Source organism: Vibrio sp. MOR3 (assembly GCF_001557775.1).
Taxonomy (GTDB): domain Bacteria; phylum Pseudomonadota; class Gammaproteobacteria; order Enterobacterales; family Vibrionaceae; genus Vibrio; species Vibrio jasicida.
In genome coordinates this window covers 291133-316911 of record NZ_LNRD01000002.1, presented here as the reverse complement: position 1 = coordinate 316911, position 25779 = coordinate 291133, and the positions used below count along the sequence as shown (strand labels likewise).

The window sequence follows — 25779 nt, the reverse complement described above, 5'->3', positions numbered from 1 at the left end:
ATGTCCATAGCTAATTGTTATTCTTCGTTTAAGTTATGTGCATGACATTCCTCTACCGAATAGTTTTAAGGTCATAAACGATATTCGGTTTGCGACCTTCCTTCTAAAATTGATACGGCTGATAGGAGGTTGAAAATGCATTAATATTCATGTCGTATTTATTCATAAATATCATAAGAATCGTATTATGTTTGATATTAAATTGAGAAGGCATTTGTGCTATTGAGCAATGAATAGATGCCTAGTTCTCGCATTTTTTGTCTTAATTTGGGATGGATAGCCCTGAAATTACAGCATTTTTGAGAATTTAGAGTAAAACTTGATGATGTATTTACAATTATACGTGCTGTAAATTATTTCTTGGTCTTATCTTAAAAGTGAGAAATGTTCATATCAGATAACATATTTCATATGGGTATATTAGATATTTATTTAAGGTTATTTGCCGAACTTAGCCTTATTCGGTTGCCAGTAGAGTCATTATTCTAAATTAATGGCGGCGATGAATCGTCCGACATTAATTTAGATAGTCTTTATGTTTTGGTTAACAACGTTTGCTATGACGTTGATGTTGGTGGAGTAGGTATATCATTGAAGATTGTGCTAACAATATCGATGTATCTATTTTAAGTAAGCATTTGCGATAGGCCGTTTTACCTATCGTTACTGAACCTGATTTATCAGGGCTATCATAGGCCACTTTTTCGGCCCCTAAGCTGACAAGGTATTCCGAGAACTGATTATCAAACGAGTAATAGTAGAGGCTGGTAATGTTGGATCTTGCAGCAAGATAATCCACTAAGGTTGGGTGAAGCATCATAAAGACTTGCTGGTTTGCGGCGTATCGACTCAGGCAGCAAAGTGCGAGTTCTCTATTTTCAGTATAAGGTTTCGCTAAACTAAACGGTAATGTATGTTCCGGTCTAGTAAAGAGTGATTCGAGATCTTCTATTTTGAATAAAAAAGAGATGGAGTGCCCTCTGACTTTATGGCTTTCTTCATCTAGGTAAACGTTGGCGATAACTTTATCTTCTTTATGAAAGCTCAATAAGTCTAAGTCAATCAAACCAGGGTAGTGTGCATCGGCATTGATAAAGAAGTTCTTCAATCGGCTGGCATGATCTGCGGTTTCATTCGAGAACATCGATTCTTCAATGATTTTAGTGTCTTTCTGAGATTTCAATTCTTCGTATTCAGAAGACATTAGTAGCGCACGTTGCGAGTGAAAACGATCATAGAGAATATCATCTAATATCGTTCCTTCTGATGGGGCTTCTATTGTCAGCAAATACGGCTTGAGATCCAAAGTCAGTTGTCGTAGCACTTTGATTGCTTTTACCGAGTTTGGGGTTGTGGCGTTTCTTTCCCAGCGGCTAATGGTGACAGAGTCAACCGAGGTGAATTCTGGGCTAGATAGATTTAGTTTTGTGGCAAGTTCCCTTTGCGTTAATCCATGTTGAATTCTCAACTGCTTTAGATAATCTCCAAACATAAACTTACCTTGTTTTTATTATTGAAATGAACCAACTAACAATTGCTCGTTACATTATGGTCGTTGAACATTAAGCATAGTGGTTTTTCAGAAGCAGTAATAATTCTGGCCTTGTTAGCCATACCGCACTATCTAATTTGAGCAAGCAACGCATGTATTTTTCATGGCCGATTTTAACGATGCCATGCTTATTGGGTGTGTCGAACGCGACCTTTTCGGCCCCAATGTTGATCATGTAATCGGCTGTTAGCTTATCGACTGCGTAGTAATAAAGATCATGAACATTTGCGTGTCTCGCAAGGTAATCGATCCCTGTTTGATGATCGATCCAGAAGGTGGGCTCATCGGAGCAAAAGTGGGTGAGTGTGCAAATCGCCATTTTTTTGTTTTGAGAATAAGCTTTCGTTTTCTTTATCGGGATTTTCAAGAAAGGGGAGCAAAAGTAATCATTGAGATCTTCTGCATGAAAGAAGAAAGAGAGAGAGTGCCCAAGTAGCTTACCCGAATCTTCATTAATGTATTTTTTCCCGTAGATTTTGTGTTCTATCTGATGTTGGTATAGGTCTAAGTCGAATAGTGCTTCGTTTTCAATACCGATGCTGTTGAGAAAGTTCTTCAATCCCTCTTCATATTTCTCTGAACGCGATTCAAATAAGGGGAGCTCTTTTACGTCATCTTCTGCGGTTTCTTTTGATGACTGATAAGAGGAACCCATTAACACATCCCAAGGAGAACGGTATCGATCTTTCAAATAGTTGTTGATTTGGGTCCTGTTTTCTTCAACCTCCAATGAAAGTAAGTACGGACGAAGATCATTGGTCAGTGAGCGTAAGACTTTGACTGCTCTAATCGGGTTAGGTGCTGTGCTATTACGCTCCCAGCGACTCACTGTGACAGAGTCAATAGATACAAATTCTGAGTCGATCAAATTTAGTTTTACCGCAAGCTCCTTTTGCGTAAGGCCCGCCTCGACCCTAAGTTGCTTCAGGTAATCCCCAAACATATAAACCTCATAATAAATTGAATATTATTAAATTCTTACCGGAGTCTACATAAATTGTAGTTGTTATTTTAATGTTAGGTAGTGTTACCGTTAACCATGTCAACAATATGTCTGAGTTTGGTTATATCCTTTTCATACTCCTGTTTTTAAAAGGATATCGCAGCGTCTTGCTATGCGTTTTGTAACAGAGAGATGACTTCTGGACGAGATAGCCAATTGGCACTGTCCACTCGATATAAACAACGTTTGAATGACTGATTTCCAATTTTGACGATGCCATCTTCATCTGGTGTATCGAATGCAACCTTTTCCGCATTTAAACTTTCCATATAATTCACCGACCATTGGTCAATCGCGTAAAAGTAGATGTCATGTATATTGGCATGAGTGGCGACAAATCTCGCCCCTGATGCATTGTTTTCCCAAAACACGGCTTCGTTGGATGAATAACGAGATACCGTGCACATGGCCATGACTCTATTTGAAGAATAACTGCGAGATTGTTGAACTGGTAGTGGAAAATAAGGGGACGAAAAGTATTGCCTTAGCTCGTTGGCATCGAGTAAAAAAGCAATTCTGTGTCCTAATATTTCCTTCGTATTTTTGTCGATGAATTTTCGGGCAAACAATTTTTTGTCTAATTGGTATTGATATAAATCAACATCAAAAAGTGCCTTATTGTCGAGGTCAATATTGCTAAAAAAGTGTTTGAGATTCGCTAAGTAAACGTCTTGAACGCTTTCTAGTAATGGGCATTCTAAGACTTCTCCTGCCGGAGTTGGTACGTCGTAAGATGACGCCATTAAGGTCGCCCATGGCGATTTAAAACGATACTCTGCTATTTCAGCAAGCAGGTTTTTATCTACTTTCGCTGGCAACTGACGCAAAAAAGGCATCAAGTTTGTCGTCAGCACTCTTAAAATCTTTATCGCTTTAATAACCGTGGGGGCGGTCGTTCCTCTTTCCCATCGACTGATAGTTACTGGATCGATGGAGGCAAACTCGGCGCTTGCAAGGTTAAGCTTAGTGGCAAGCTCTTTTTGTGTTAATCCAATCTCTTCCCGCACTTGCTTTAAATAGCCGCCAAACATCAAATACCTCTCTCATTCTGTTTTTATATTAGGTTATTGATTGCTATGTCATTATAGAAGGCGCATAGCAAAGCTCAAGCAATCCCATTTTTCGATGCCTACAGTTGTGCGTTTCGTTGATTTACTCTTTCGGGCTGACAAATACTTTTGAATGGTGTTATGTATGAGTAATTTAACCAAGGAGGATAAATGTAAGCAGGTCTTTGCTGATATTAGTAAGGGAGCATTCTATCCAATCTTTCAACCGATCTATGGTATGCGGCAAGATCTCCTTCTAGGAGCAGAAGTGTTAACGCGATGGAATACACCTCGTTGTATTGAGTCTTCATTTCGTTGTATCGAAGAGGAGGGGTACGCAAACCAATTTACCAAGCGTTTATTTCAAAAACTTACCAAGCAATTGAAAATGTTGCCGAGCTCTGTCCGATTTATTTCGGTCAATATTCCGCCTTCATATCTAGCGAGCGTTTCATTTTTGGCAGATGTTTTACCTCTATTACAGTCTTGCAACCGAGGTAAAATGACTCTCTGGTTAGAGATTACCGAGAAAAACCAATATCCGACGGAAGTTGCTGATCAACATATGTTTCAAATGAACAGAAAGGTTTGCCAGCGTTTGGGTATCAAAATTGCCTTGGATGATTTTGGTAGTGCGAATCACAGAGATGAAGCCATCATTCGTTATGTTGAGCCCGATATTGTCAAAATGGATCGCAGCTTATTAACCATGAGGGGAGAACAGTATGCGATATTTTGGCAGTGTTTAAGCCTTTGGAAGCAAAAGTACCAATTTGACCTTGTTGCAGAAGGAATAGAGACTCCGGACGACTTGAATTTTGTACGACGTTTGTGTGTGGATTATGCACAAGGTTACTATTTACACCGACCTACACTACGCAGCGATCTTGACGACAATTTGTCATTCGACACATTGGCACAAAGCCAACGGTTACTCAAAAGAGCGTAGCTCGCTATTCCCCATTTACTTGTTGATTCAACCAGCCAATGAAGAGTGCTAATTTAGGTGAGTGCTTCTCGTTAGCCGTAACGACATAATATTTCTGTTTGCATTGCAGAGTTTGGTTCTTAAAAGGGGTGATCAGTTCGCCGGATTTAAGTCGTTTGTCCACCAGTGACAGTCGACCGATAGCAACGCCTGCATTGTGCATTGCGGCACTAACGGCCAAATCGGAACGGTCGAATGAAATGCTTGGAATATCGTCAATGCCTGTTATGCCTTGTTGCTTTGCCCACAGCGCCCATTCATCGTGATGAGAGTTGTAGTCCCATGCTTGGTTGTCGTGAAGTAGGGTGGCGTTAACCAAATTCGCCGGTTTTTCAAACAGATTAAATTGTTCTGCATATGTTTGAGTGCAGACTGGGATTATCTCTTCGCTCATCAATTCTTTCGACCACAACTTTTCTGGCATTTGCTCATCGAAATAGATCGCAGCATCGATGCCATAGCCTTGGAAATTGACGTTCTCATTGCCAGTAAGAATATTTAGCTCGATGGAAGGGTGTTTTTGCTTAAATAGGTACAACCTAGGCACAAGCCAACATTGGGCAAAAGAAGGGCGAGAGTAAATCGTCAGCTCTCCGGAGACTTCGCCATTTCTGACTTCCATGACCTCTTGATTTAACTCGTTGAGTGTTCTGTTCAAGGCGAGATAAATACGTTCACCTTCTTCTGTGAGCGTGATTTTGCGGTGAGAGCGGGTAAACAAGGCAATGCCAAGCTCTTCTTCAAGCTTGTTGATACGGTGAGAGATGGCGCTGGGCGTCATGGAGAGTTCTTCTGCCGCAAGAGAAAATGAACAGTGTCGTGCTGCCACTTCAAAAGTATGAAGCTTGGAAAGTTGAAAGCTATTGATGCGTTGGTTCTTGGCGAAAATATTGTCTCTGGTGTACATGTGCGTCAACGAGTAGAAATTGATAAAACACATAATAACGGTGTTGTTATAGTTAGCTTCACCTATTGGTCGAAAAATTCACTAAACGTCGTATAAATCACGCTTTTGTTTCAATTCACTTCATCTAAAGGTGAGTTTTGATCGTTTGTCAGGGCTATGGATTCCTCGTTTAATTGCAGTCAATTAAAACAACAACATAGGTCTGAACATGGAATCCAACCTTTGGGTCATTACTACCCTTATAACGAGTATCTTAATGATCGTTTTTGCGATCGTTAAGTTTAAACTCCATCCTTTTTTAGCATTGTTACTCGCCAGTTTTTACGTTGGCGGGATGATGGGCATGCAACCTTTAGAGATGGTCAGTGCTATCGAAAGTGGCATTGGCGGAACGCTTGGTTTTCTTGCTGTCGTGATTGGTTTAGGCACCATACTTGGCAAGATGATGGAAGTGTCTGGAGCGGCAGAACGAATAGGCCTTACCCTACAAAAGATTCGCTGGCTCTCACCTGAAGTAATTATGGTGTTAATCGGTCTTGTTTGCGGAATTACTCTATTCGTAGAAGTTGGCGTGGTACTGCTAATTCCACTGGCTTTTTCGATTGCGAAAAAAACCAATACCTCACTGTTAAATCTCGCCATTCCGCTCTGTACCGCCTTGATGGCAGTGCACTGTATTGTTCCTCCACACCCTGCCGCATTGTTTGTGACCAATGAACTTGGTGCTGATATCGGTTCTGTAATTTTCTATGGCTTACTCATAGGTTTGGTTGCATCTTTAGTTGGCGGTCCGTTGTTCTTGAAGGTGATGGGTGCACGTCTACCTTTCAAAACCGTACCTGAAGAGTTCACCTCACTAGAAGTGAAAGATGAAGCACAATTACCCTCTTTGAGGGCGACGCTATTCACCGTGATGTTACCTATTGCGCTGATGCTGTTAAAAACGGCGGCAGAACTCAATATGGAACATGGCAGTGCGCTGTACACCACTTTGGAGTTTATCGGCAACCCAATCACAGCAATGTTTATCGCCGCTTTTGTTGCTTATTACATGTTAGGTATTAAGCAGAACATGGGCATGAGTGTGCTGCTTGAGAAAACGGAAGGTGCATTTTCTTCGATTGCCAACATCTTGCTGATTATTGGCGCTGGTGGTGCATTCAACGGCGTACTAAAGGGCAGTGGCTTGGCGGATGTATTGGCTCAGTTACTTTCTAATCTCGACATGCATCCGATCCTTCTTGCATGGCTTGTCGCGATTATTCTTCATGCGGCAGTGGGTTCTGCCACCGTTGCCATGATGGGCGCGACGGCAATTGTGGCTCCGCTACTCCCACTTTATCCGAACGTAAGTCCAGAAATCATTACTCTGGCTATAGGCTCTGGCGCAATTGGTTGTACGATAGTGACCGATTCGCTCTTTTGGTTGGTGAAGCAATATTGTGGAGCCACGATGACAGAAATCTTCAAGTACTACACGACAGCGACATTCATTGCCTCTTTTGTTGCATTAGCAGGCACATTCCTTCTGTCGTACATGATCTAATAAAGGTAAACAATAATGACTACGCATAACGTAAACGCACTAGTAGCAGAATTCCCTTTGGTTGAGCGACTCATTGGGTTAGAAGAGGTGGTTTGGTTCAACCCAAATATCACCACACTTGAAGAAGGTCTGCCGTACGTTGGTTTAGGTGCAGCCAACATCAAAGACGCGAGTGAACGACTAAAACGCTTTGCTCCATACTTAGTGAAAGCTTTCCCAGAAACGGCGGCTTCTAACGGAATTATTGAATCGAACGTTATTGACATCGACAAGATGAAGTTATGCTTGGAAGCGCAATACGGCACTCAAATTCTTGGACGTTTGATGCTGAAAAAAGACAGTCATTTGCCTATTTCAGGATCAATAAAGGCGCGTGGTGGCATCTATGAAGTGCTAACACATGCAGAGAAGTTGGCGATTGAAGCTGGGTTTCTAAGTGAAAGTGATGATTACAGCAAATTGTTCAGTGAAGAGTTTCGTCAGTTCTTTCAGCAGTACAGCATTGCCGTAGGTTCGACAGGGAATCTAGGTATGTCTATCGGCATCATGAGTGCAAAACTTGGCTTCTCGGTATCGGTTCATATGTCAGCGGATGCACGAGAGTGGAAGAAAAATAAGCTGCGTTCTCATGGCGTAAACGTGGTGGAGTACGAGCAAGATTACGGTGTTGCTGTAGAGCAGGGACGCAAAGAAGCGGAGAAAGATCCAACTTGCTTTTTTATTGATGATGAAAACTCTCAAACCTTGTTCCTAGGTTATTCCGTTGCTGGCGAACGCTTGAAGCAGCAGTTTGATGATATGGGTATCATTGTTGATGCGGAGCACCCTCTGTTTGTTTACCTACCATGTGGGGTTGGCGGTGGTCCTGGTGGTGTAGCGTTCGGCTTGAAGATGGCTTTTGGTGACGATGTGCATTGTATCTTCGCGGAGCCGACACACTCTCCGTGTATGCTGCTTGGTGTGCACACCGGCTTGCATGATGACATCGCGGTGCAAGATCTTGGCATCGACAACATTACTGCTGCTGATGGTTTAGCGGTAGGTCGTGCGTCAGGTTTTGTTGGTCGAGCAATGGAAAGACTGCTTGATGGTTACTACACCATCACGGATGAACGCATGTATCACCATCTAGGCGAGTTAAGTGAGCTGGAAGATATTCGTTTAGAGCCATCGGCGCTAGCGGGCATGGTTGGCGCGGTGCATGTTTCTAACGATAAAGCTTACCAGGCGCGAATGCAGTTTACTGAAGATAAATTAAACAACGCGACTCACTTAATTTGGGCGACCGGTGGCGGCATGGTACCGGAAGAGGAAATGTCGGCTTATCTGGCCAAGTCAGGTCGTTAACAAATTTTGCACTTGTTATGGGAACAGCGAGAGCAAAAGAAAAGGGCTCATCAATTGATGAGCCCTTTGTCTATTTGAATCCCGGTATTACAGAGATTGTAATAGCTGGTGGTAACGACCTTTTTCTGCAAGCAGTGCTTGGTGGTTACCTTGTTCGATGATTTCGCCTTGTTCCATCAAACAGATGTTGTCCATGCTTTCCAACTCAATCAAACGGTGAGTAATGAATACCACCGTTTTATTGGTGAAGTGTTGCTTGAACAATTCCATCACTGTTTGTTCAGTGCGCTTGTCTAGACCTTCAGTTGGCTCATCAAGCAGTAGGATAGGAGCGTCACGCAATAGCGCGCGAGCAATACCGATACGACGCTTCTCACCACCAGACAGCTGACGACCGCCGTCACCTAGCCAAGCATCCAGCCCTGGTTCGTCTAACAGATTCGCCAAGTCTACTTTAGTCAGAATATCAGCCAGCTGTTCATCCGTTGCTTCTGGAGCCGCAAGCAATAGGTTGTCACGCAATGTGCCATTAAGCACATCAACACGTTGGCTAACTACTGTGATCGCAGCGCGCAAATCGGATTCGCTCCAATCTTGCAGAGGCGCGCCACCAATGCTCACTTGACCTTGGTTTACATCCCAGTAGCGACAAAGCAATTGAATAAGCGTCGATTTACCTGAACCGGTTTGGCCAACAATCGCCGTTTTTGAGCCCTGTGGCAGTGACAGTGTCAGGTCTTTCAGCACTTTTTGCTGGCCATCAGGGTAGGTGAAATCAACCTTGTCGAACTCAATATTTAACGGCTTATCACCTTCACGCTTCGATGTTTCTGGGAAGACAACGTCTGGCTCAGCTAGCGTGATTTCGTTTAATCGACGTGCTGAAGTCAGTGTTTGACCTAGATATTGGAAAGCACCAGCAATTGGCATCAGAATTTCAAAGCTCGCCATGGTTGCAAACGCGAACAGTGCAATCCAAGGGTCTGGTGCACGACCGCCAACGCCATCCGCAGCAAACCAAAGCATTGCAACAAGGGTCAAGCCGTTAGCGAGCATCAACAAGCCAGACGCCATGCCAGTGAGGTTTGCGTTAACAAATTGGTTGGAGAGCAGCTGTTTTTGCTTTTCTAGAATCACGTTACGGTAACGCTCTTCTGCACCAAACAGGCTCAGTTCGCTGTAACCTTGCAGCCAGTCCAGTGTTGCTACGCGCAGTTGTGCTTTGTTTTGAGTCAGGTGTTCGCCGTTATGTTTGCCCAGTTTATAGAACAATACTGGCCACACCAACAGCATTACCGTTAGGATACCGCCAAGCAGTAGCGCAAGGTGCCAGTCAAAGAAGGCAAGTACCGCGGTTAGCGACAAGATACCGAAGATGCCAACAATCACAGGGCTGACAAGACGCAAGTACACATGGTCCATCGCGTCTACGTCTGCCACTAGACGGTTTAGCAGATCCGCATCACGCAGAGTCGAAACGCGACCAGGGATCAGAGGCGCAAGCTTCTTGAAGAAGAAGATACGCAGATCCGTCAGTAGCTTGAATGTTGCATTGTGGCTAACTACACGCTCGCCCCAACGGCCCGCAGTTCGAGCCATCGCAGCGCCACGAACACCTGCGCCAGGCAGCATGTAGTTAAAGGTTTCACGAGCAATGGTCAAACCTGCTACAGCGGCCGCAGAGATAAACCAGCCGGACAGCGTTAATAGACCAACAGAAGCTGCCAGCGTTAGAAATGCTAGAAGCATACCGAGTGACAAACCAAACCAGTGCTTTTTATACAGTTTTAGATAAGGGAGTAAATCACGCATCTAAGTTCCCCTTGTCTGATTCACGTTGAGCTAGGTTGGCAGTCAACATTTCTTTAAATAAACCATCTTGCGATGCCAGCGTTGCGTAATCGCCACGTTGAACGATTTGACCCTCTTGCATAACCAGAATCTGGGAGACATTCTGCAGCGGCGCGAGTTGGTGAGTGATCATCAAGTTAGTGGTGGACTCAGTGTATTTACCGATGCCTTCCATAACCAATTTCTCGCTTCGAGCATCCAAACTTGCAGTTGGTTCATCAAGTAGCCAGAAACGGCCGTTTTGTAACATCGCACGAGCAAGAGCAAGGCGCTGTGCCTGACCAACAGACAAACCGCCAGAGCGATCTGAGATTTGGTAATCCAGACCGTGCATTTCAACAAATTCTGCAGCGTGGGAGTCACTCAGTACAGAGTGGACTTGCTGGTCTTGAATATCCTGCTTGCCTAGAGTGACGTTGTCACGAATGCTGCCATGCAAAAGCATTGGGTTTTGACCAATCCAACTGATGGTTTCGCGCCATGTCGCCAAATCCAACTCGGAAAGTTCACAGCCGTTAATCTTTAAGCTGCCTTTGTATGGCATAAAACCAAGGATGGTATTTACTAAGCTGGTTTTACCTGCACCACTTGGGCCAACCAGTGCGGTGCTTTGGTTCGCTTCTAGCGAGAAGGATAGGGGACCAGCAAGTTGTTTACCTTCAGGGCTGAAGATAACAAGGTCTTGAGCTTCGATATGAATCGCTGCGTTTTGTTCTACGGCCTTGTTACCGTCTTTTACTTGGTCTACGTCTAGCTCTAGAAATTCAACAATGCTTTCTGCTGCGCCAACTGCTTGTTGCTTGGCATGGTAGAAGGTACCAAGGTCACGCAGTGGCTGATAGAACTCAGGCGCAAGGATCAGAATAAATAGACCAGCAAACAGCGTTACACCTGTGCCGTAGTAACCGAAGTTGAGCTCTCCGATATAACAAAAGCAAAAGTAAACCGCCGTAATCGCAATTGAGATAGAGGTGAAGAACTCAAGAACCGCTGAAGATAGGAATGCAATCTTCAATACGTCCATTGTACGAGTACGGAAAACTTCAGATGCACCTTTTAATGTCTCGGTTTCTGATTGAGTACGATCGAACAAACGGATGGTTGTCATTGCTTGCAAACGGTCATAAAAGTGACCAGATAAGCGTTGCAGCGCTTTGAAGTTCTTACGGTTTGCGTCAGCGGCTTTCATACCCACCAACGCCATAAACATTGGAACCAATGGTGCAGTAATCAGGAAAATTAAACCAGCTGCCCAGTTAATTGGGAAAACCACCACTAGGATGATGAAAGGCACCAAAACAGACAACGACATTTGTGGAAGGTAGCGAGAGAAGAAATCTTGCATGTCTTCTACTTGCTCTAGGATCAACGTTGCCCAACTACCTGCTGGCTTACCTTTGATATAAGCAGGACCAAGTTGGTGAACTTTATCGAGAATCAGTTGGCGGATGTAAACGCGGATCTGTTCGCCGCAACGATATCCCGCGATTTCGCGTCCCCAAGTACAAGCTGCGCGACCGATAACAGTGACACCAAGTCCGACGAAGTACCAAACGAGTTCGGATTTGTCGACTTGTTCAATAATGAGTTGGTGGAGAATGGAGGCGAGCAGGGCTGCTTGAGCCAATAAAAACACGCTTGATAGTACGCCTAGGCCTATCGCAACCATCAGCCAGCGCTTGGCCAACTTACTCTGTTGCTTAAGCCACTTATTCAAGCTGCTTTGCTTTTTCTTATCCATCGTGAAGGCTTAATGATAATTGTTTTAATGAGGCGGTAGTATACAAAAGAAAACCCAGCGGGAATACCGCTGGGCTTTAAGGATATGACACAAATGTGAAAAGTTATTTGTCAGTAAGTGCGTCTAAGAAGCGTTCTGCATCTAAAGCTGCCATACAGCCAGTACCTGCAGAGGTGATTGCTTGACGGTAGTTATGATCCATCACGTCGCCTGCTGCAAACACACCTTCGATGCTGGTTTGCGTTGCGTTACCTTCAAGACCAGATTGAACGAGGATGTAACCATCTTTCATATCGACTTGGCCTTCGAAGATTTGCGTGTTTGGTTGGTGACCGATTGCGATGAATGCACCCATTACATCGATATCTTCTGTCGCACCGCTGTTCACGTCTTTAATGCGAACACCCGTTACACCCATGTCGTCGCCTAGCACTTCATCTAGAGTACGGTCGGTATGAAGAACGATATTACCGCTTTCAACTTTATCCATCAGGCGTTTTACAAGGATCTTCTCAGCGCGGAATGAATCACGACGGTGGATCAGATGCACTTCTGATGCAATGTTTGATAGGTAAAGCGCTTCTTCAACAGCAGTGTTACCACCGCCCACAACCGCCACTTTCTGATTACGGTAGAAGAAACCATCACAAGTTGCACAAGCTGAAACGCCGCGACCTTTAAATGCTTCTTCAGATTCAAGACCTAGGTATTTCGCTGATGCGCCAGTAGAGATGATCAACGCATCACAAGTGTACTCACCAGAGTCACCTTTCAGACGGAATGGACGTTGAGACAGATCCACTTCGTTGATGTGATCGAACACGATTTCTGTTTCGAATCGTTCTGCGTGTTCTTTCATGCGTTCCATCAAACCTGGACCAGTAAGACCTTCTGCATCACCAGGCCAGTTTTCTACTTCAGTTGTGGTCGTTAGCTGACCACCTTGCTGCATTCCCGTTACTAGCACAGGGTTTAAGTTAGCACGCGCTGCGTATACTGCTGCGGTGTAACCTGCTGGGCCAGAACCAAGAATTAATAATTTACAGTGTTTTACGTCGCTCATTATGGCTCCATAGAGGGCTGAACATTTCTCCCGATTGTATGGAAATTCTTAGTGCTTTAAAAGCATAAACGAAAGGAGCGGATCGAATTATTGGTTATAGGTTAGAACTTGCTGATGTTTATGGAGAGGCGTTCCAGACTAGAATAAAATTCTGTTTATAGTAGAGAGTTCTAGTTTCAAATACTGCGCAAGCTCCATTTTGAATGTTTAAACTGCTGTTTATGTTAATTATAGTGCTAAGTGTCGTTTTTTCTTTTTTGTTGAAGCTATCAACGTCAAATTCTGGTAATTGCAGAATATTTGCGTATCCTAAGATGTAAATTAAATGTTAATTCAAAAAAGCTAAATGTGCCTCATTAAAGGAGCCAATGATGTTACATTCACGAGAGAACACCTTACATTTGACTCAGCTCAGCATGGCAGCGATTGAGCAACTTTCTCCTTCCTTCGAAGGCCTACCTCGTACGGAACATGCCGACGGCCAATATCGTCTTCGTCGTTACTCTGTGGTTGGGTTTGAAAACGGTCAGGTGGTCGATTTAAATAAGAACAGCTTTGTACAATCTTCTGATATCAACCGTTTCCAAGGTGATGTGATTCGCCAGTTTGAGCCGATTGAAAAAGGGATTCTTTCCAGTGAAGGTTTCCGTGAAATGTGTGAGTTGTTCGTTAACGCAAACCACTTACCAGACGGTCAGGAAATCGAGATCCATCAAATTCGAATTACTGCGATTTACGATGAAACCCAAGTTGCACCGGAAGGGGTACACCAAGATGGTTTTGACCACATCGCGCTAGTAGGCGTAGGGCGTCACAACATCATGGGTGGCGACATCATGCTTTACAGCAGCCACAACCAAGCGCCTTTTTTCCGTAAAGTATTGGAAAATGGCGAAGTGGCAATGCTGGCAGACAGCAAACTGTGGCACAACGCGGTGCCAATTCGCTCAGTGATTAATGACCAAGAAGGTCATATGGATGTATTTGTACTGACAGCGACGGACAAGCGAAATGAACTTCAATCTTAATCAGATCCGAGAACAATTTCCCGCACTGGCGCAATACCACAATGATCGCCCAGTGACCTTTTTTGATGGACCCGGTGGTTCACAAGTGCCGCAGTCGGTACTCGATAGCATGGTGAGCTACCTTGGACGATTCAATTCGAATCTTGGTGGGCACTATTTCTCAAGCCAAGCGACGGTTGATGTAATGCAATCGGCTCGCGAATCGGCACAAGCTCTGCTAAACGCACCGTCCTCTGGCAATATCGTGTTTGGTGCGAACATGACCTCGCTGACATTTCAGCTAAGTCGCGCTATTAGTCGAGATTGGAAAGAGGGCGATGAGATCATTGTTTCAGCCCTAGACCATTACTCTAACGTGTCGAGTTGGCAACAAGCAGCAGAAGACAAAGGCGTGATGGTTCATCAAGTCAGAATTAATGAAGAAGATTGCACGCTGGATCTTGCGCATCTTCAGAGCTTGTTGAATGAGAAAACGCGTTTAGTGGCGGTGACTTACGCATCGAACACTACCGGCTCGATTGTTGATATGAAACAAGTGGTCAAAATGGCGCACAGTATCGGCGCTCAAGTTTATGTGGATGCCGTGCATTATGCGCCACACCATTTAGTCGATGTGCAAGCATTAGGATGTGATTTCTTGGCGTGTTCAGCGTACAAGTTTTTCGGACCACATGTAGGAATTGCGTACGTAGCAGACCAGTGGTTACACAGTGTTAAGCCCTACAAACTTGAACCTGCGACCAACATTGGACCGGGGCGCTTTGAAACCGGAACACAGAGCTTTGAAGGCTTGGCAGGCGTCACAGCTGCGGTTGAATACCTAGCCCAGTTTGGTGATGAAGAAGCATCACTTCGTCAGCGTCTAGAGCAAAGCTATGCGTTATACAGCCAACATGAGCAGCAATTGAGTGAGCATTTCTTGCAGCGTTTAGGGGCGCTCGATGGCGTGAACTTGTTTGGTATTAACAATGAAAGTAACCAACTGAGAACGCCAACTTTTGCGCTGACTTTTGATAAATACTCTCCAGAGTTCATCGCGAAGACGTTGGGTGAGCACAATATCTGCGTTTGGAATGGACACTTCTATGCGCTAGGACTCGTTCGTCAGTTAGGCCTAGAAGAGTCGAGTGGCGTGGTGCGTATCGGTTGTATGCACTACAACACGACGGCAGAAATCGATATGTTGTTTGATGTGTTAGAAAATATCCTCGACGCGTAAGAATCGAAGACGACACAAACTAAAAGCTCGAGCCAGGTGCTCGAGCTTTTTCGTTTCTTTTATTCAATGAGCCGAGAGCTTATTCGCTCACTTCAACTTCATAAGAGGTGAACTTACGCACGTTGATCACGCCAGTATCGAAGATCAGGTATTGGCCTTTAATACCTTGCAATGTACCTGTAACAACTGGGTTTTTATCGAAGTTGTGCGAGGTGATTTTAGTCGGATGCTGCTGAACTGGGTAGCTTAGAGAAGTGATGTTTTCGCTCAACACTTCAATTGCGTCATCGCCATACTGCTGTTTAATCTCAGCGATTTTGTCTTCCACTAATGGCAGTAGTTCTGCAAAGCGATCTTGCAGTTCAATTGGGTCGCCATCGCCTTTCAGCAGCGTTCGCCAGTTTGTCTTATCAGCAATGTGTTTCGCTAATTCTATTTCAATCAAGCCAGAAATATGACGAGTTTTTACTTTGAAGATAGGAAGACCTTGTGTCGCACCTTGGTCTATCCAACGGGTTGGAATTTGGGTATGACGCGTGATGCCCACTTTCAAACTTGACGTGTTAGATAGGTAAACGAAGTGGTCCACCATGCAGTTCTCTTCACCCCATTGCGGTTCGCGACAGGTGCCTTGTTCGTAGTGACAAGTTTCTGGCTTCATGATGCACATGTCGCAACTCGCCAACTTCTTCATACACACAAAGCAGTGGCCTTGAGAGTAGCTCTTCTTGGTTTTCTTACCGCAAGAACAACAGTAGATGTTGCCAGTGTGAGTTAGGGTGAGGGTTTTACCAAGAAATGGGCTCAAATCCACTTCTTCGTTACCCACAGGCAGACGGTAGCTTACTGCACCATCCAGAGAAGCACGCATTTTATTTAGCGTGCCTGTAGCGATTATTGACATGACATTACTCATTATTGTGTTTTTGCACAGTATATACCGAACCGACGTTCAGAGGCAGGAGAAAGCTAATACGTGTTAGTTTTCGCTTTCTGTTTGATGGCTTTTTGAACACTAGACAAAGTCAGCGTGTGAAGTCTTTCGCAAATCTCGCTTGGTGAGAATATTCCTACAATCTTGAAGCGGGTTCACAATTACTTTGTGTGTACTATGTATTGAAATTAAGAATGTGAGTTTTAAATCACTTTTTAACTTGATAAATAACTTTGTTTGAAAAACGAAAAATCTTTCAGTACATTGCACGATATAAACAGAACAGTTGTCAGTAAATAGGCCAGTCGCCATGAAATGGATACATAAATTAATTTTTGCGTTGTCGATATGCACCATCAGTTTGGTGGCGTTATACAGTTTGCTTGGTGATACTCGTAAGCTAGAAGTTACACCGGATCAATTTAATATTCATGTTACAAGTGATGCCATTGCTGGTGGTTTGAGTGAATCTGATATTACTTATCAAAACCACAGTTTGGTTCTGAACTGTGACCTAAAGGAAAGCAAATACGCGTGGCCTTACTGCGGCATCTCCGTTTACACCGATGTGAAGCAAGCGACCAAAGGTTTGGATCTTTCCAGCTACCATACCGTTCGTCTAAAAATTCGTTATGAAATGGCTGGAGAGGGTCAAAACCCAAGCAAAAACTTGCGTCTGTACTTGCGTAACTTCAATTCGGCCTACTCAGACCCGAATGATGAATACACCATCAAATACAATGGCATGCAGTTTTCTCCTTCAGACTTTAGTGAAGTTATTGAGATCCCGATTGAAAACCTTCAGGTGATGACGTGGTGGTTGAATGATAACGACGTTGCGATTGAGCACTCTGCGCCTGAGTTTGCCAACATTACTCGCATTGATCTGGCAACCGGAGCAGGGGCGGCACTCGGTAAACATAAGATCGTTATCGACAAGATTGAGTTTGAAGGCGCATATGTAGAACAGTCGACACTGTTGTTCGCTTTGTTGTTCTCATGGATGGCGCTGGGTTTAGCATTCTCACTACAAGAAATGCGCAAAAATAAAATCGCATACAACAAAGCACGGAAACGCCACCGCCATTTAGAGAAGGTGAATTCGACGCTTCGTACACAAAATTATGAGTTTGCGGAACTGGCACATCGTGATGCCTTAACTGGAGCGATGAATCGACATGCAGTCCAAAACTGGCTTGAGCAACAAGCTCGTCAAGTTCGCTGGGGTCACGATTCGTTTTCGATTCTCTATATGGACTTAGACAAGTTTAAACGCGTGAATGATAAATACGGACATCAAATGGGGGACGATATTTTACGCGAGTTTGTTATGGTGATTGCGAGTTCCATTCAAACTGATGACCGACTGGTACGTTGGGGTGGTGAAGAGTTTGTTGTGTTCTGTCCAAACACCAATATCGAGCAAGCCGTACAGAAAGCAGAAATTGTGCGTCGGAATGTTGAAAAGCATCTTTGGGTCCATGGTGAGCCGTTAACGTGCAGTATCGGTGTTGCACAAATGCAGAATGAGCGTGTTTCAGAAACGATGGCTCGTGCGGATGAAGTGTTATATATGGCGAAGCGTAATGGCCGAAATCGAATTGAAGTCAATTACGGTATGCAAAAACAACCACAAACAGAGACGCTGGGCTAAAAGAAAAAGGTGGTCGACTGACCACCAAAAGGGAAACTGCTGAACATGACTAGGGGGTAGTAGTTAGGTATTCAATTTGATTACCGAGGACAGCAGTTGTAGCGCTAGTTTTGATAAGAGAGCTGCGTTTGGGCGCCGCTCTTTTTTATTTGAGCAATGTTTACCAGAACAACCAAGCGAATAGAGTTAGCGCGCCGATACATGCAACGTTTAACACCATACCGATTCGCATCATCTCTTTCTGTTTGATATGACCCGTCGCAAATACAATCGCGTTAGGTGGCGTTGCTACTGGCAGCATGAAGGCACAAGATGCTGCTACAGCAATCAGTGCTGATAGAATGACTGGCGATAGACCAAGCGCTTCTGCAATGGTGGCAAATACTGGCACTAATAGCGCCGCACTTGCGGTGTTACTTGCAAACTCTGTTAGGAAAACAACAAACGCAACTACAGATAGAATCGTAAGTAGGACACCAGCTTGCTCAAGGAAACCAGCTAGACCGTTAGCCAAGAAGACACTTGTGCCTGTTGCTTTTAGTACGTTACTTAGACAGATGCCGCCACCAAACAGGATCAAAACACCCCAGTCAGTTGTCTTTTCAATGTCTTTCCACTCTACTGCGCGAGATGCACCAAGTAATAGAATCGCACCAATTGCAACGAGGGTATCGAACTTCGCAAAACCGCCAAGCATAGCGTTGATCGGTTTGCTGAAAATCCAGAATGTCACTGTTAATAGGAAAATCGCTAAGGTGATCTTCTTGCCGTTTGTCCACTCAACAGGCTGGTGGTCAAGTTCGAACGTGTGGCTTAAATCTGGCTTTGTCATGGTGTATAGCACCAAGATCGCGATAGGCATGAGAATCAAAGAAATTGGTAAACCCAGCTCCATCCACTCTGTAAAGTTCAAACCGACTTCTGCAGCTGCGATAGCATTCGGTGGGCTACCTACTAGCGTTGCGATGCCGCCAATCGACGCACTGTAGGCGATACCAAGTAGCACGAACAGGTAAGTTCTGTGACTATTCTTCGCGTCTAGTTTGCTCATAACACCTAGAACCAATGGCAACATCATCGCTGTCGTTGCGGTGTTCGAGATCCACATTGATAGGCCAGCGCTCACACCAAACAACATGAAGACCGCGACAGACATCTTACCGCGTGCAATCAGCAATACTTTGTCGGCTATCGCTTGATCGAGCTTTTGTTTGTGAAGCGCGGCAGCCAATGCGAAACCACCCAAGAACAAGAAAATGATCGAGTTAGAGAAGTTGTTTAGCGCTGCTTGGGTATTGAATACGCCCAAGAATACCGCGAGTAGCGGGATTAGCAGGGCAGTGATGCTTACGTGAATGGCTTCCGTTAACCAAAGTACGGCAACAAAAATCAAAATACATAAGCCGGTTACGACTTGAGGCTCAAAGGGTAGGGTGTTGAACAAAATAGCGAACAGCAGGACATTAGACGTCAATATCATGCTGTTGCGAGTGAAGAACCAGTTCTTCAGTGTCACAGCGAGTGCGGTCATGGTTGTGCTCCTTTTGCATTGCCTTAGTGTTGGTTTTTTATGGCAAAGTAACTGACTTGTAGTTATTTATTGATTAAATGTTACTTCGGATGCGAAAGGGTGTTTTGCCTGAATCGACGGCAGAATAAGAAAGTGTGAGGTTGGGAATTGGAAATGGGTAGAAAGCTACCCATTTACTTTTAATGAATTGTTATCGGTGTGTAATGCAGAGCGAGAATGTTGAAAGCAGTAACACTTTGGTCGACTTATTGAACCGGAATATTACGTTCGTTTTCGAAGGTTTCTTGCTTTTCTTCTACTGTATCTTCCACCGCAACGATCGGCTCTTGAGGACCAAGGAAGCGTGGTTGCGTATTCATGATGTACAAGTCCAAAAACGCTTTCACACGTGCCATAAGTTCACGTGTTCGCATGTTGATCTTCTGCTTGCTTGCCGTTGGTCCAGCTACGGCCAAACACTGCGCATCAATATTGTAAGCGTCAGCAATAAACAGCGCTCGTTCACAATGGAATCGTTGAGTGACAATCAAGAAGCGCTCAGAGGCGAATATCTTTTTAGCACGAACGATGGAATCTAACGTTCGAAAGCCTGCGTAATCCAAATGAATGACTTCTTCCGGTACACCAGCGCGCAGCAGATCGCGCTTCATTGTCCAAGGTTCATTGTAAGAACGGTGCGCGTTATCCCCACTAAGTAGAAACTGCTTCACCTTACCTTGTTTGTATAGGTCGATGGCGGCATTGATGCGGTGGGTATAGTAAGTATTGAGTACCTTACCGATGTATTTACTGGTGCCGAGAACAACTGCGACCTCGTGCTTTGGCACTTGTTCGTAGTCGGTAAAGATTTCTTCTTGAGCTTGAAGCACGACCCATCGGTCAATCGCAATGATGGTGACGAAAAGACCGAGTAAAGAGATCGACAAAACCAAAGCCAGACGCTTCCATGAGAACTTGAGCTTCCACTTTGACTTTATGCGAGAAAACAGCAAAACGTTTCATGTCCTTATTTCAATGTGTATCCCTCATCATATCTGATAGAAATGAAAAGAGAGAAGCCCATTTATGCCAAAATATGGTTAGGATGAGAAAAAAGAGCATAAAAAACAAAAGCCCTCGGAGTGCGAGGGCTAATAATTATACAAAACGTCTTAAAGCTTAGAATGCTGTGCGTTTGTAACGACGGTAAACCGGTTGCCAGAATGCTTGGTCAATTGCGTCATTTAGCGCTTCATCAGTGATTTCTAGCGCGACACCTTGCTCAATCGCCTTCTTCGCAACAGCGAATGCAATCTTCTTCGATACCAAATGAATTTCTTCTAGTGGTGGAAGCAAAGCACCATTGCCATTGATCGCTAATGGTGAGCATGTCGCCAATGCGCGGCTTGACTCCATCAACATTTCGTCTGTTACGCGCTTCGCGTTTACCGCAAGTACACCTAAACCAATACCAGGGAAGATGTAACTGTTGTTACATTGCGCGATAGGGTAAGTGTTGCCTTCATGAACCACTGGTTCAAATGGGCTACCTGTCGCAACTAACGCTTCACCGTTTGTCCAACGAATGATGTCATTTGGTGTTGCTTCTACGCGGCTTGTTGGGTTCGAAAGCGGGAATACAATCGGACGCGCGCAGTGCTTGTGCATCTCTTTGATCACTTCTTCACTGAAGAGACCAGGGGCACCAGATACACCAATTAGCACGGTTGGCTTCGCATTGTGCATCACATCAAGAAGTGAGAAGCCATTTCCTTCATTTTCCCACTTCTTCGTGTTGTCGAACTTCTGAACCAAGCGCTGTTGGAAATCAAGAAGGTTAGGCATGCCTTCTTGCAACAGACCCCAACGGTCAACCATGTAAACTTGCGAACGTGCTTTCTTATCAGAGATTCCTTCCGATACCATTTGCGCGATGATCGCTTCAGCAATACCACAACCAGCAGAACCAGCACCTAAGAAAGTAATGCGTTGATCAGACAGTTTAGTGCCTGCCGCTTTACATGCTGCCAGTAGAGAACCTACTGTAACGGCCGCCGTACCTTGAATGTCATCGTTGAAACAACAGATGCGATCTTTGTAGCGCTCTAGAAGTGGCATTGCGTTTTTCTGTGCAAAGTCTTCGAACTGGATCAGGGCATCTGGCCAACGGCGTTGTACTGCTTGGATAAACTCTTCAACAAACGCATCGTAATCAGGGCCAGTGATACGAGGATGACGCCAACCCATGTACATTGGGTCTGCAAGACGTTGCGGGTTGTTAGTACCCACATCAAGTACGATTGGTAGTGTGTAAGCCGGGCTGATACCACCACACGCTGTGTACAGAGAAAGCTTACCGATTGGAATACCCATGCCGCCGATACCTTGGTCACCCAAGCCCAAGATACGTTCGCCATCAGTTACTACGATTACTTTAACGTTGTGGTTTGCTGCGTTGTTTAGCAGGTCATCGATACGGTCACGGTTCGGGTAAGAGATGAACAGGCCACGGCCACGACGGTAGATGTTTGAGAAGTTCTCACACGCTGCACCAACGGTTGGTGTGTAGATGATCGGCATCATCTCAGAAATGTGGTTTTGAACTAGGCGGTAGAATAACGTTTCGTTCGTGTCTTGGATGTTGCGCAGGTAAATGTGCTTGTCCATGTCACTTTCAAAGCTTTTGTACTGTTGGTACGCACGCTCTACTTGCTCTTGGATGGTTTCAGTCGTCTCTGGTAGAAGACCTTCCAAGTTGAATGAACTACGTTCTTCTCCGGAGAACGCACTGCCCTTGTTCAAAAGAGGGGTCGCTAAAAGAGCCGGACCCGCATATGGGATATAGAGTGGGCGCTTGTCGTTGTTCATTGGGTGCCTTAAATGTAGGGTTGAAGGATGCGTGCAAAATTCTAACGGGTTCACTATTTAGTTGTAAACATTCGTTGATGCACATCAACGTAATGTCGCAAAAAAATCCAATTCCCGACGAAAATATCGTCACTGAAACATTAATATTGTCATTAAATGGCCAGAAACGATTCCTAAAGCAGGAATTTCTCACTCAGGTATAATGCCTCGCAATCCATTATCACGTTCTTATCTTTTATGTCTCAATTACCTATCGATAGCTTACAAGCGGAATTTGACCAACTCGTGAATCACCATCATTTGGTGGTTGAGGCCGAAACTGGCTCAGGTAAATCCACGCGATTGCCACTTTGGGCTGCCAATCACGGTCGAGTATTGGTGATTGAGCCACGCCGAATCGCTTGTACCTCGTTAGCTGAATTTCTTGCCGAGCAATCTGGTCAACCTTTGGGTAAACAGATTGGTTACGCGATAAAGCTTCACGCTCACTATGATGAAAAGACTAAAGTTGTGTTCGTGACGCCCGGTGTTGCGCTGCGTTGGTTCGCGGAAGACAAACTGGCTAGCTTCGATATCGTGATGGTGGACGAATTTCATGAACGCCGCTGGGACATTGATCTCCTTACCGCGATTTTAAAGCAAGAAAAACAGCACCGTCTGATTGTCACATCAGCCACTTTAGAAGGCGAAAAGCTAGCGAACTACTTGGATGCCAAGCGCCTACGATCAGAAGGTCGTTGTTTTCCTGTCACCTTGACTCATCGCTCAATGGACAGTCGTTACTTGCCGAACAAGAAAGGTTGTGAGAATGATGTTGTGCGCACAGTAAAAGAAGCACTCGAAGACGAAGAGGGCGATATTCTCGTTTTCTTACCGGGTCGAAAAGAGATCACTCAATGTGCGCAAATGCTGCAAAGTATTGATGATGTGATGGTCGTGAAGCTGCATGCATCGGTGAGTGATGAAGAGCGCTATCGTGCGTTGACGGTACAAAAGCAACGTAAAGTGGTGTTGGCAACCAACGTTGCAGAAACCTCTCTGACCATTCCAAACATCCGCGTGGTCATCGATAGTGGTTTGGAACGCAGAACCTTACAACGAAATGGACGAACAGCTCTGACGTTAAGTAACATTTCCAAAGCCAGCGCGGCGCAGCGAATGGGTCGAGCAGGCCGTGTTGCTGAAGGGGCGTGTATTCGCTTGTTTGGTGAGCATGCACCGTTGGAGCTGGTGACGCCGCCTGAATTGCATCGTGAAGAACTCGTAGAACCAATGCTCGCTGCGGCTTGTTGTGGATACAGACTTTCCGAACTTTCCTTCCTCGATTCTGTACCTGAAAAGTCACTTAACTCAGCACTCCAAACCCTGCAGAGGATGGCAGCGATAGACGAGCAAGGTGACATCACCGAGCACGGTAAAAAAGTGTACCCTCTACCAATTGATGCCTTATTTGCAGACTTAGTGACTCGTATCCAAACTAAATCAGAACGAGAAGCGATGATCGATTTAGCGGCAGCGCTTTCTGTGCCCGCTCAGTTGTATCAATTGCAAGGTGGTGAGTCAGCCGAAGCATTAGCGCAAGAAGAGCCATTTGGCTGCGATGCCTCGTTGATGATTCGCTTGGTGCGAGGGGAACAACTTCCCGGCATTAATCTTGATGCAAGCGTGCTTGAAGAAGCGCAAGGGTTAGCAAAGCAAATGCGAGAAGTGTTTGAATTGCCTGATCTTGAAGTCGCATCGCGATACAAACGCGAAGAGTTGACCAAAGCCATTGCTACGTTGCATCCAGAACTTGTATTTGTTCGCCGAGAACGACGTCGTGACGCGCTAGGCAATGGTTTGTTGGAAATGATGGTTGGGCGCAATAGCCGTTTCCCCGAAAAAAGTGAGGCAGCTTTGGTGCTAGGTAGCCACAGTGTACCCGGAAGAGGCGTAAAACAGACGCTCAATCTTGCCTCCGTAATGCTACCTGTGTCCCTCAATCTGCTGCGCGAATTAGAGCTTGGTGAGTGGCAACAGGGCGAAACCAATTATGAGGAAGAAGCCCCACGAGCGACCATGCATTTGGTCTATGCAGGACGAACCATTTGTACGGAATATCAAGCGCTTGAAGGCGAAGTTGCCGTCCAATCTATCGTTGAGATGATTGAAGACGAAACGCTATTGCCCGGTTTTGCTCCATTGAGAAAACAGCAAATTCAGCACTGGAAGATCTATAACGCGCTTGGGTTAAATCCTGAGCCTATTGAAAAAACGGAACTCAACAGTTTGTCTTTCGTTACTTGGTTAGTCGAGCAACTGGAAACGCTTGGTGTAGAAAGTGTGGAAGATATCGAGCTGTTTGCAGCCGATGACATCCCGTTCGAGGGCATCCCTGAGTGGGAATACGATGACTTTGTTGAACGCTATCCACTTAAACTTGTACTTGCAGAGCTAAAACTGGATGTTGAGTATTTTGTATCACGCAAGCTCGTGCAGGTTATCTACGCCGAAGGAGGTCGAAAAGGGGATCCTAAACGCTGGGAGTTGCCACGTTGGTCTGGTTGGAAAGTGCAATACAAGAAAGCCAGCAGAGTATTAGATGTGAAGTAACACAATCCGGAACAGTATTTGCTTGACCTCGTTTCCCTTGAAGTTTATGGCCTGTTTTTAGGCGATAAGGAATGAATTTGCCGCTCTTGTTGAGCGGCGTGAAGGAAAACGATGAAGTATAAAGCAATTCCACTATTGTTATGCCCCGTATTGGCTTACGGAAAAAGTATTAATCACATCTCCACTTACGAAGATAACTATGTCCTCGGTACATACACCTCAGACATTAATCAAGATGCTTACAATGAACTCGGTTCTGAAATGGACTCATTACAGCATTTTGAAGTGAAGTTTCAAATCTCCGCTTCGATTCCATTTTATCGATTTAACTCTGGTACTGCGCTGATGGGTGCATACACACAAAAATCTCTCTGGCAACTTGCTAACTCTGACATATCTTCTCCGTTCAGAGAGACCAATTACAAACCTCAAGTATTTCTCGCGCACCAATCCAACATGTTTTTATTCAACCACTTAGAAGCGGGCTATAAGCATGAATCAAATGGTCAATCAAGTAAGCTTTCTCGCAGTTGGGATAGGTTATATATCGCCGCCGAACGTTTTTCAGGCCCTGTGGAATACGGTGCACACGCTTGGTGGGTAATCACCACTGAAAATGATGAAATGGAAGACTACTATGCGCCTTATGAACTTTGGGCAAAGGTCTACACTGGCGCTGGTGTGTTCAATACTCGAGGCTTTTACAACTTTGCTGATGATAAAGGTGGCATCGAGTTAGGTTATACCTTGTACTTTAACGACATCCTTGGTCTGTATGTTCAGGGATACCATGGTTATGGCGAAACGCTCATCGACTATGATCACTCTCAAACTCGCGTGGGGCTTGGTATTCGATTGGTGAATTTATAAAGGTCTTTTATTTGCTTGGTGTGCTTAGCAACGTTTTTAGTTAAGCGTTGAAAATAT

At 44.8% G+C, this 25779-nt stretch carries 19 protein-coding genes; 8 read left to right on the top strand and 11 right to left on the bottom strand.

The annotated features are described in order from the left end of the window. Positions 1–544 precede the first annotated feature (544 nt). The 3 genes from ATB76_RS06025 to ATB76_RS06015 form a co-directional block, all read right to left on the bottom strand. Entirely contained in the window at positions 545–1492 is a 948-nt protein-coding gene (locus tag ATB76_RS06025; RefSeq protein ID WP_061034872.1) for a helix-turn-helix transcriptional regulator, read from the bottom strand. Positions 1493–1562: 70 nt separating this feature from the next. Beyond that, a complete protein-coding gene (locus tag ATB76_RS06020) occupies positions 1563–2495 on the bottom strand; it encodes a helix-turn-helix transcriptional regulator (protein WP_038868694.1) in 933 nt (310 codons plus the stop codon). A gap of 170 nt (positions 2496–2665) precedes the next feature. Further along, a complete protein-coding gene (locus ATB76_RS06015; RefSeq protein ID WP_042601786.1) occupies positions 2666–3586 on the bottom strand; it encodes a helix-turn-helix transcriptional regulator in 921 nt (306 codons plus the stop codon). Positions 3587–3749: 163 nt separating this feature from the next. Here ATB76_RS06015 and ATB76_RS06010 point away from each other — a divergent pair, with 163 nt between their 5' ends. After that, positions 3750–4553, top strand: coding sequence for an EAL domain-containing protein (locus ATB76_RS06010; protein ID WP_042604558.1), 804 nt, complete (start codon positions 3750–3752; stop codon positions 4551–4553). A gap of 4 nt (positions 4554–4557) precedes the next feature. Here ATB76_RS06010 and dsdC read toward each other — a convergent pair whose 3' ends face one another. Then, positions 4558–5499, bottom strand: a complete 942-nt coding sequence (gene dsdC, locus ATB76_RS06005) for a DNA-binding transcriptional regulator DsdC (RefSeq protein WP_061034983.1) — start codon at positions 5497–5499, stop codon at positions 4558–4560. A 208-nt stretch (positions 5500–5707) separates the two neighbouring features. On the opposite strand from dsdC, the gene dsdX reads away from it, so the two are divergent. Both dsdX and ATB76_RS05995 read left to right on the top strand, forming a co-directional pair. After that, a complete protein-coding gene (gene dsdX / locus ATB76_RS06000; protein ID WP_038868692.1) occupies positions 5708–7045 on the top strand; it encodes a D-serine transporter DsdX in 1338 nt (445 codons plus the stop codon). 15 nt (positions 7046–7060) lie between these two features. Beyond that, the gene (locus ATB76_RS05995; protein WP_061034871.1) at positions 7061–8392 is read left to right on the top strand and encodes a D-serine ammonia-lyase; all 1332 of its coding nucleotides are present in this window, start codon (positions 7061–7063) and stop codon (positions 8390–8392) included. Between the two features lie 87 nt (positions 8393–8479). On the opposite strand, the gene cydC is transcribed toward ATB76_RS05995, so the two are convergent. The 3 genes from cydC to trxB form a co-directional block, all read right to left on the bottom strand. After that, complete coding sequence (cydC, locus tag ATB76_RS05990; RefSeq protein ID WP_061034870.1) at positions 8480–10204, bottom strand: cysteine/glutathione ABC transporter ATP-binding protein/permease CydC; 1725 nt, start codon at positions 10202–10204, stop codon at positions 8480–8482. After that, positions 10197–11984 carry a cysteine/glutathione ABC transporter permease/ATP-binding protein CydD gene (cydD, locus tag ATB76_RS05985; RefSeq protein WP_061034869.1) on the bottom strand — a complete coding sequence of 596 codons (1788 nt, stop codon included), beginning with the start codon at positions 11982–11984 and terminating at the stop codon, positions 10197–10199. Before cydD ends, cydC begins: the two co-directional genes overlap by 8 nt. Positions 11985–12087: 103 nt before the next feature. After that, positions 12088–13047, bottom strand: coding sequence for a thioredoxin-disulfide reductase (trxB, locus tag ATB76_RS05980; RefSeq protein ID WP_009705851.1), 960 nt, complete (start codon positions 13045–13047; stop codon positions 12088–12090). Between the two features lie 371 nt (positions 13048–13418). Here trxB and ATB76_RS05975 point away from each other — a divergent pair, with 371 nt between their 5' ends. Both ATB76_RS05975 and ATB76_RS05970 read left to right on the top strand, forming a co-directional pair. Next, positions 13419–14075, top strand: coding sequence for a 2OG-Fe dioxygenase family protein (locus ATB76_RS05975; RefSeq protein ID WP_009705852.1), 657 nt, complete (start codon positions 13419–13421; stop codon positions 14073–14075). Beyond that, a complete protein-coding gene (locus ATB76_RS05970) occupies positions 14059–15294 on the top strand; it encodes a cysteine desulfurase-like protein (RefSeq protein ID WP_061034868.1) in 1236 nt (411 codons plus the stop codon). The genes ATB76_RS05975 and ATB76_RS05970 overlap by 17 nt, the downstream gene beginning before the upstream one ends. 79 nt (positions 15295–15373) lie before the next feature. Here the strand turns inward: ATB76_RS05970 and ATB76_RS05965 are convergent, their stop codons facing one another. Continuing rightward, positions 15374–16198, bottom strand: a complete 825-nt coding sequence (locus tag ATB76_RS05965; protein WP_042601776.1) for a DUF2797 domain-containing protein — start codon at positions 16196–16198, stop codon at positions 15374–15376. A gap of 340 nt (positions 16199–16538) precedes the next feature. On the opposite strand from ATB76_RS05965, the gene ATB76_RS05960 reads away from it, so the two are divergent. Next, complete coding sequence (locus ATB76_RS05960) at positions 16539–17882, top strand: GGDEF domain-containing protein (protein ID WP_038868684.1); 1344 nt, start codon at positions 16539–16541, stop codon at positions 17880–17882. Between the two features lie 160 nt (positions 17883–18042). On the opposite strand, the gene ATB76_RS05955 is transcribed toward ATB76_RS05960, so the two are convergent. From ATB76_RS05955 to ATB76_RS05945, 3 genes are all read right to left on the bottom strand, one after another. Continuing rightward, positions 18043–19413, bottom strand: a complete 1371-nt coding sequence (locus ATB76_RS05955) for a DASS family sodium-coupled anion symporter (protein ID WP_061034867.1) — start codon at positions 19411–19413, stop codon at positions 18043–18045. A 245-nt stretch (positions 19414–19658) separates the two neighbouring features. Then, positions 19659–20405 carry an ElyC/SanA/YdcF family protein gene (locus ATB76_RS05950; RefSeq protein WP_045424275.1) on the bottom strand — a complete coding sequence of 249 codons (747 nt, stop codon included), beginning with the start codon at positions 20403–20405 and terminating at the stop codon, positions 19659–19661. A 166-nt stretch (positions 20406–20571) separates the two neighbouring features. Then, a complete protein-coding gene (locus ATB76_RS05945; protein ID WP_009705856.1) occupies positions 20572–22260 on the bottom strand; it encodes an NAD-dependent malic enzyme in 1689 nt (562 codons plus the stop codon). A gap of 237 nt (positions 22261–22497) precedes the next feature. Here ATB76_RS05945 and ATB76_RS05940 point away from each other — a divergent pair, with 237 nt between their 5' ends. Further along, complete coding sequence (locus ATB76_RS05940) at positions 22498–24852, top strand: helicase-related protein (protein WP_061034866.1); 2355 nt, start codon at positions 22498–22500, stop codon at positions 24850–24852. Between the two features lie 111 nt (positions 24853–24963). After that, on the top strand, positions 24964–25722 hold the full coding sequence (locus ATB76_RS05935; protein ID WP_038868679.1) for a phospholipase A: 759 nt from the start codon (positions 24964–24966) through the stop codon (positions 25720–25722). The last annotated feature ends 57 nt before the right edge of the window (positions 25723–25779 follow it).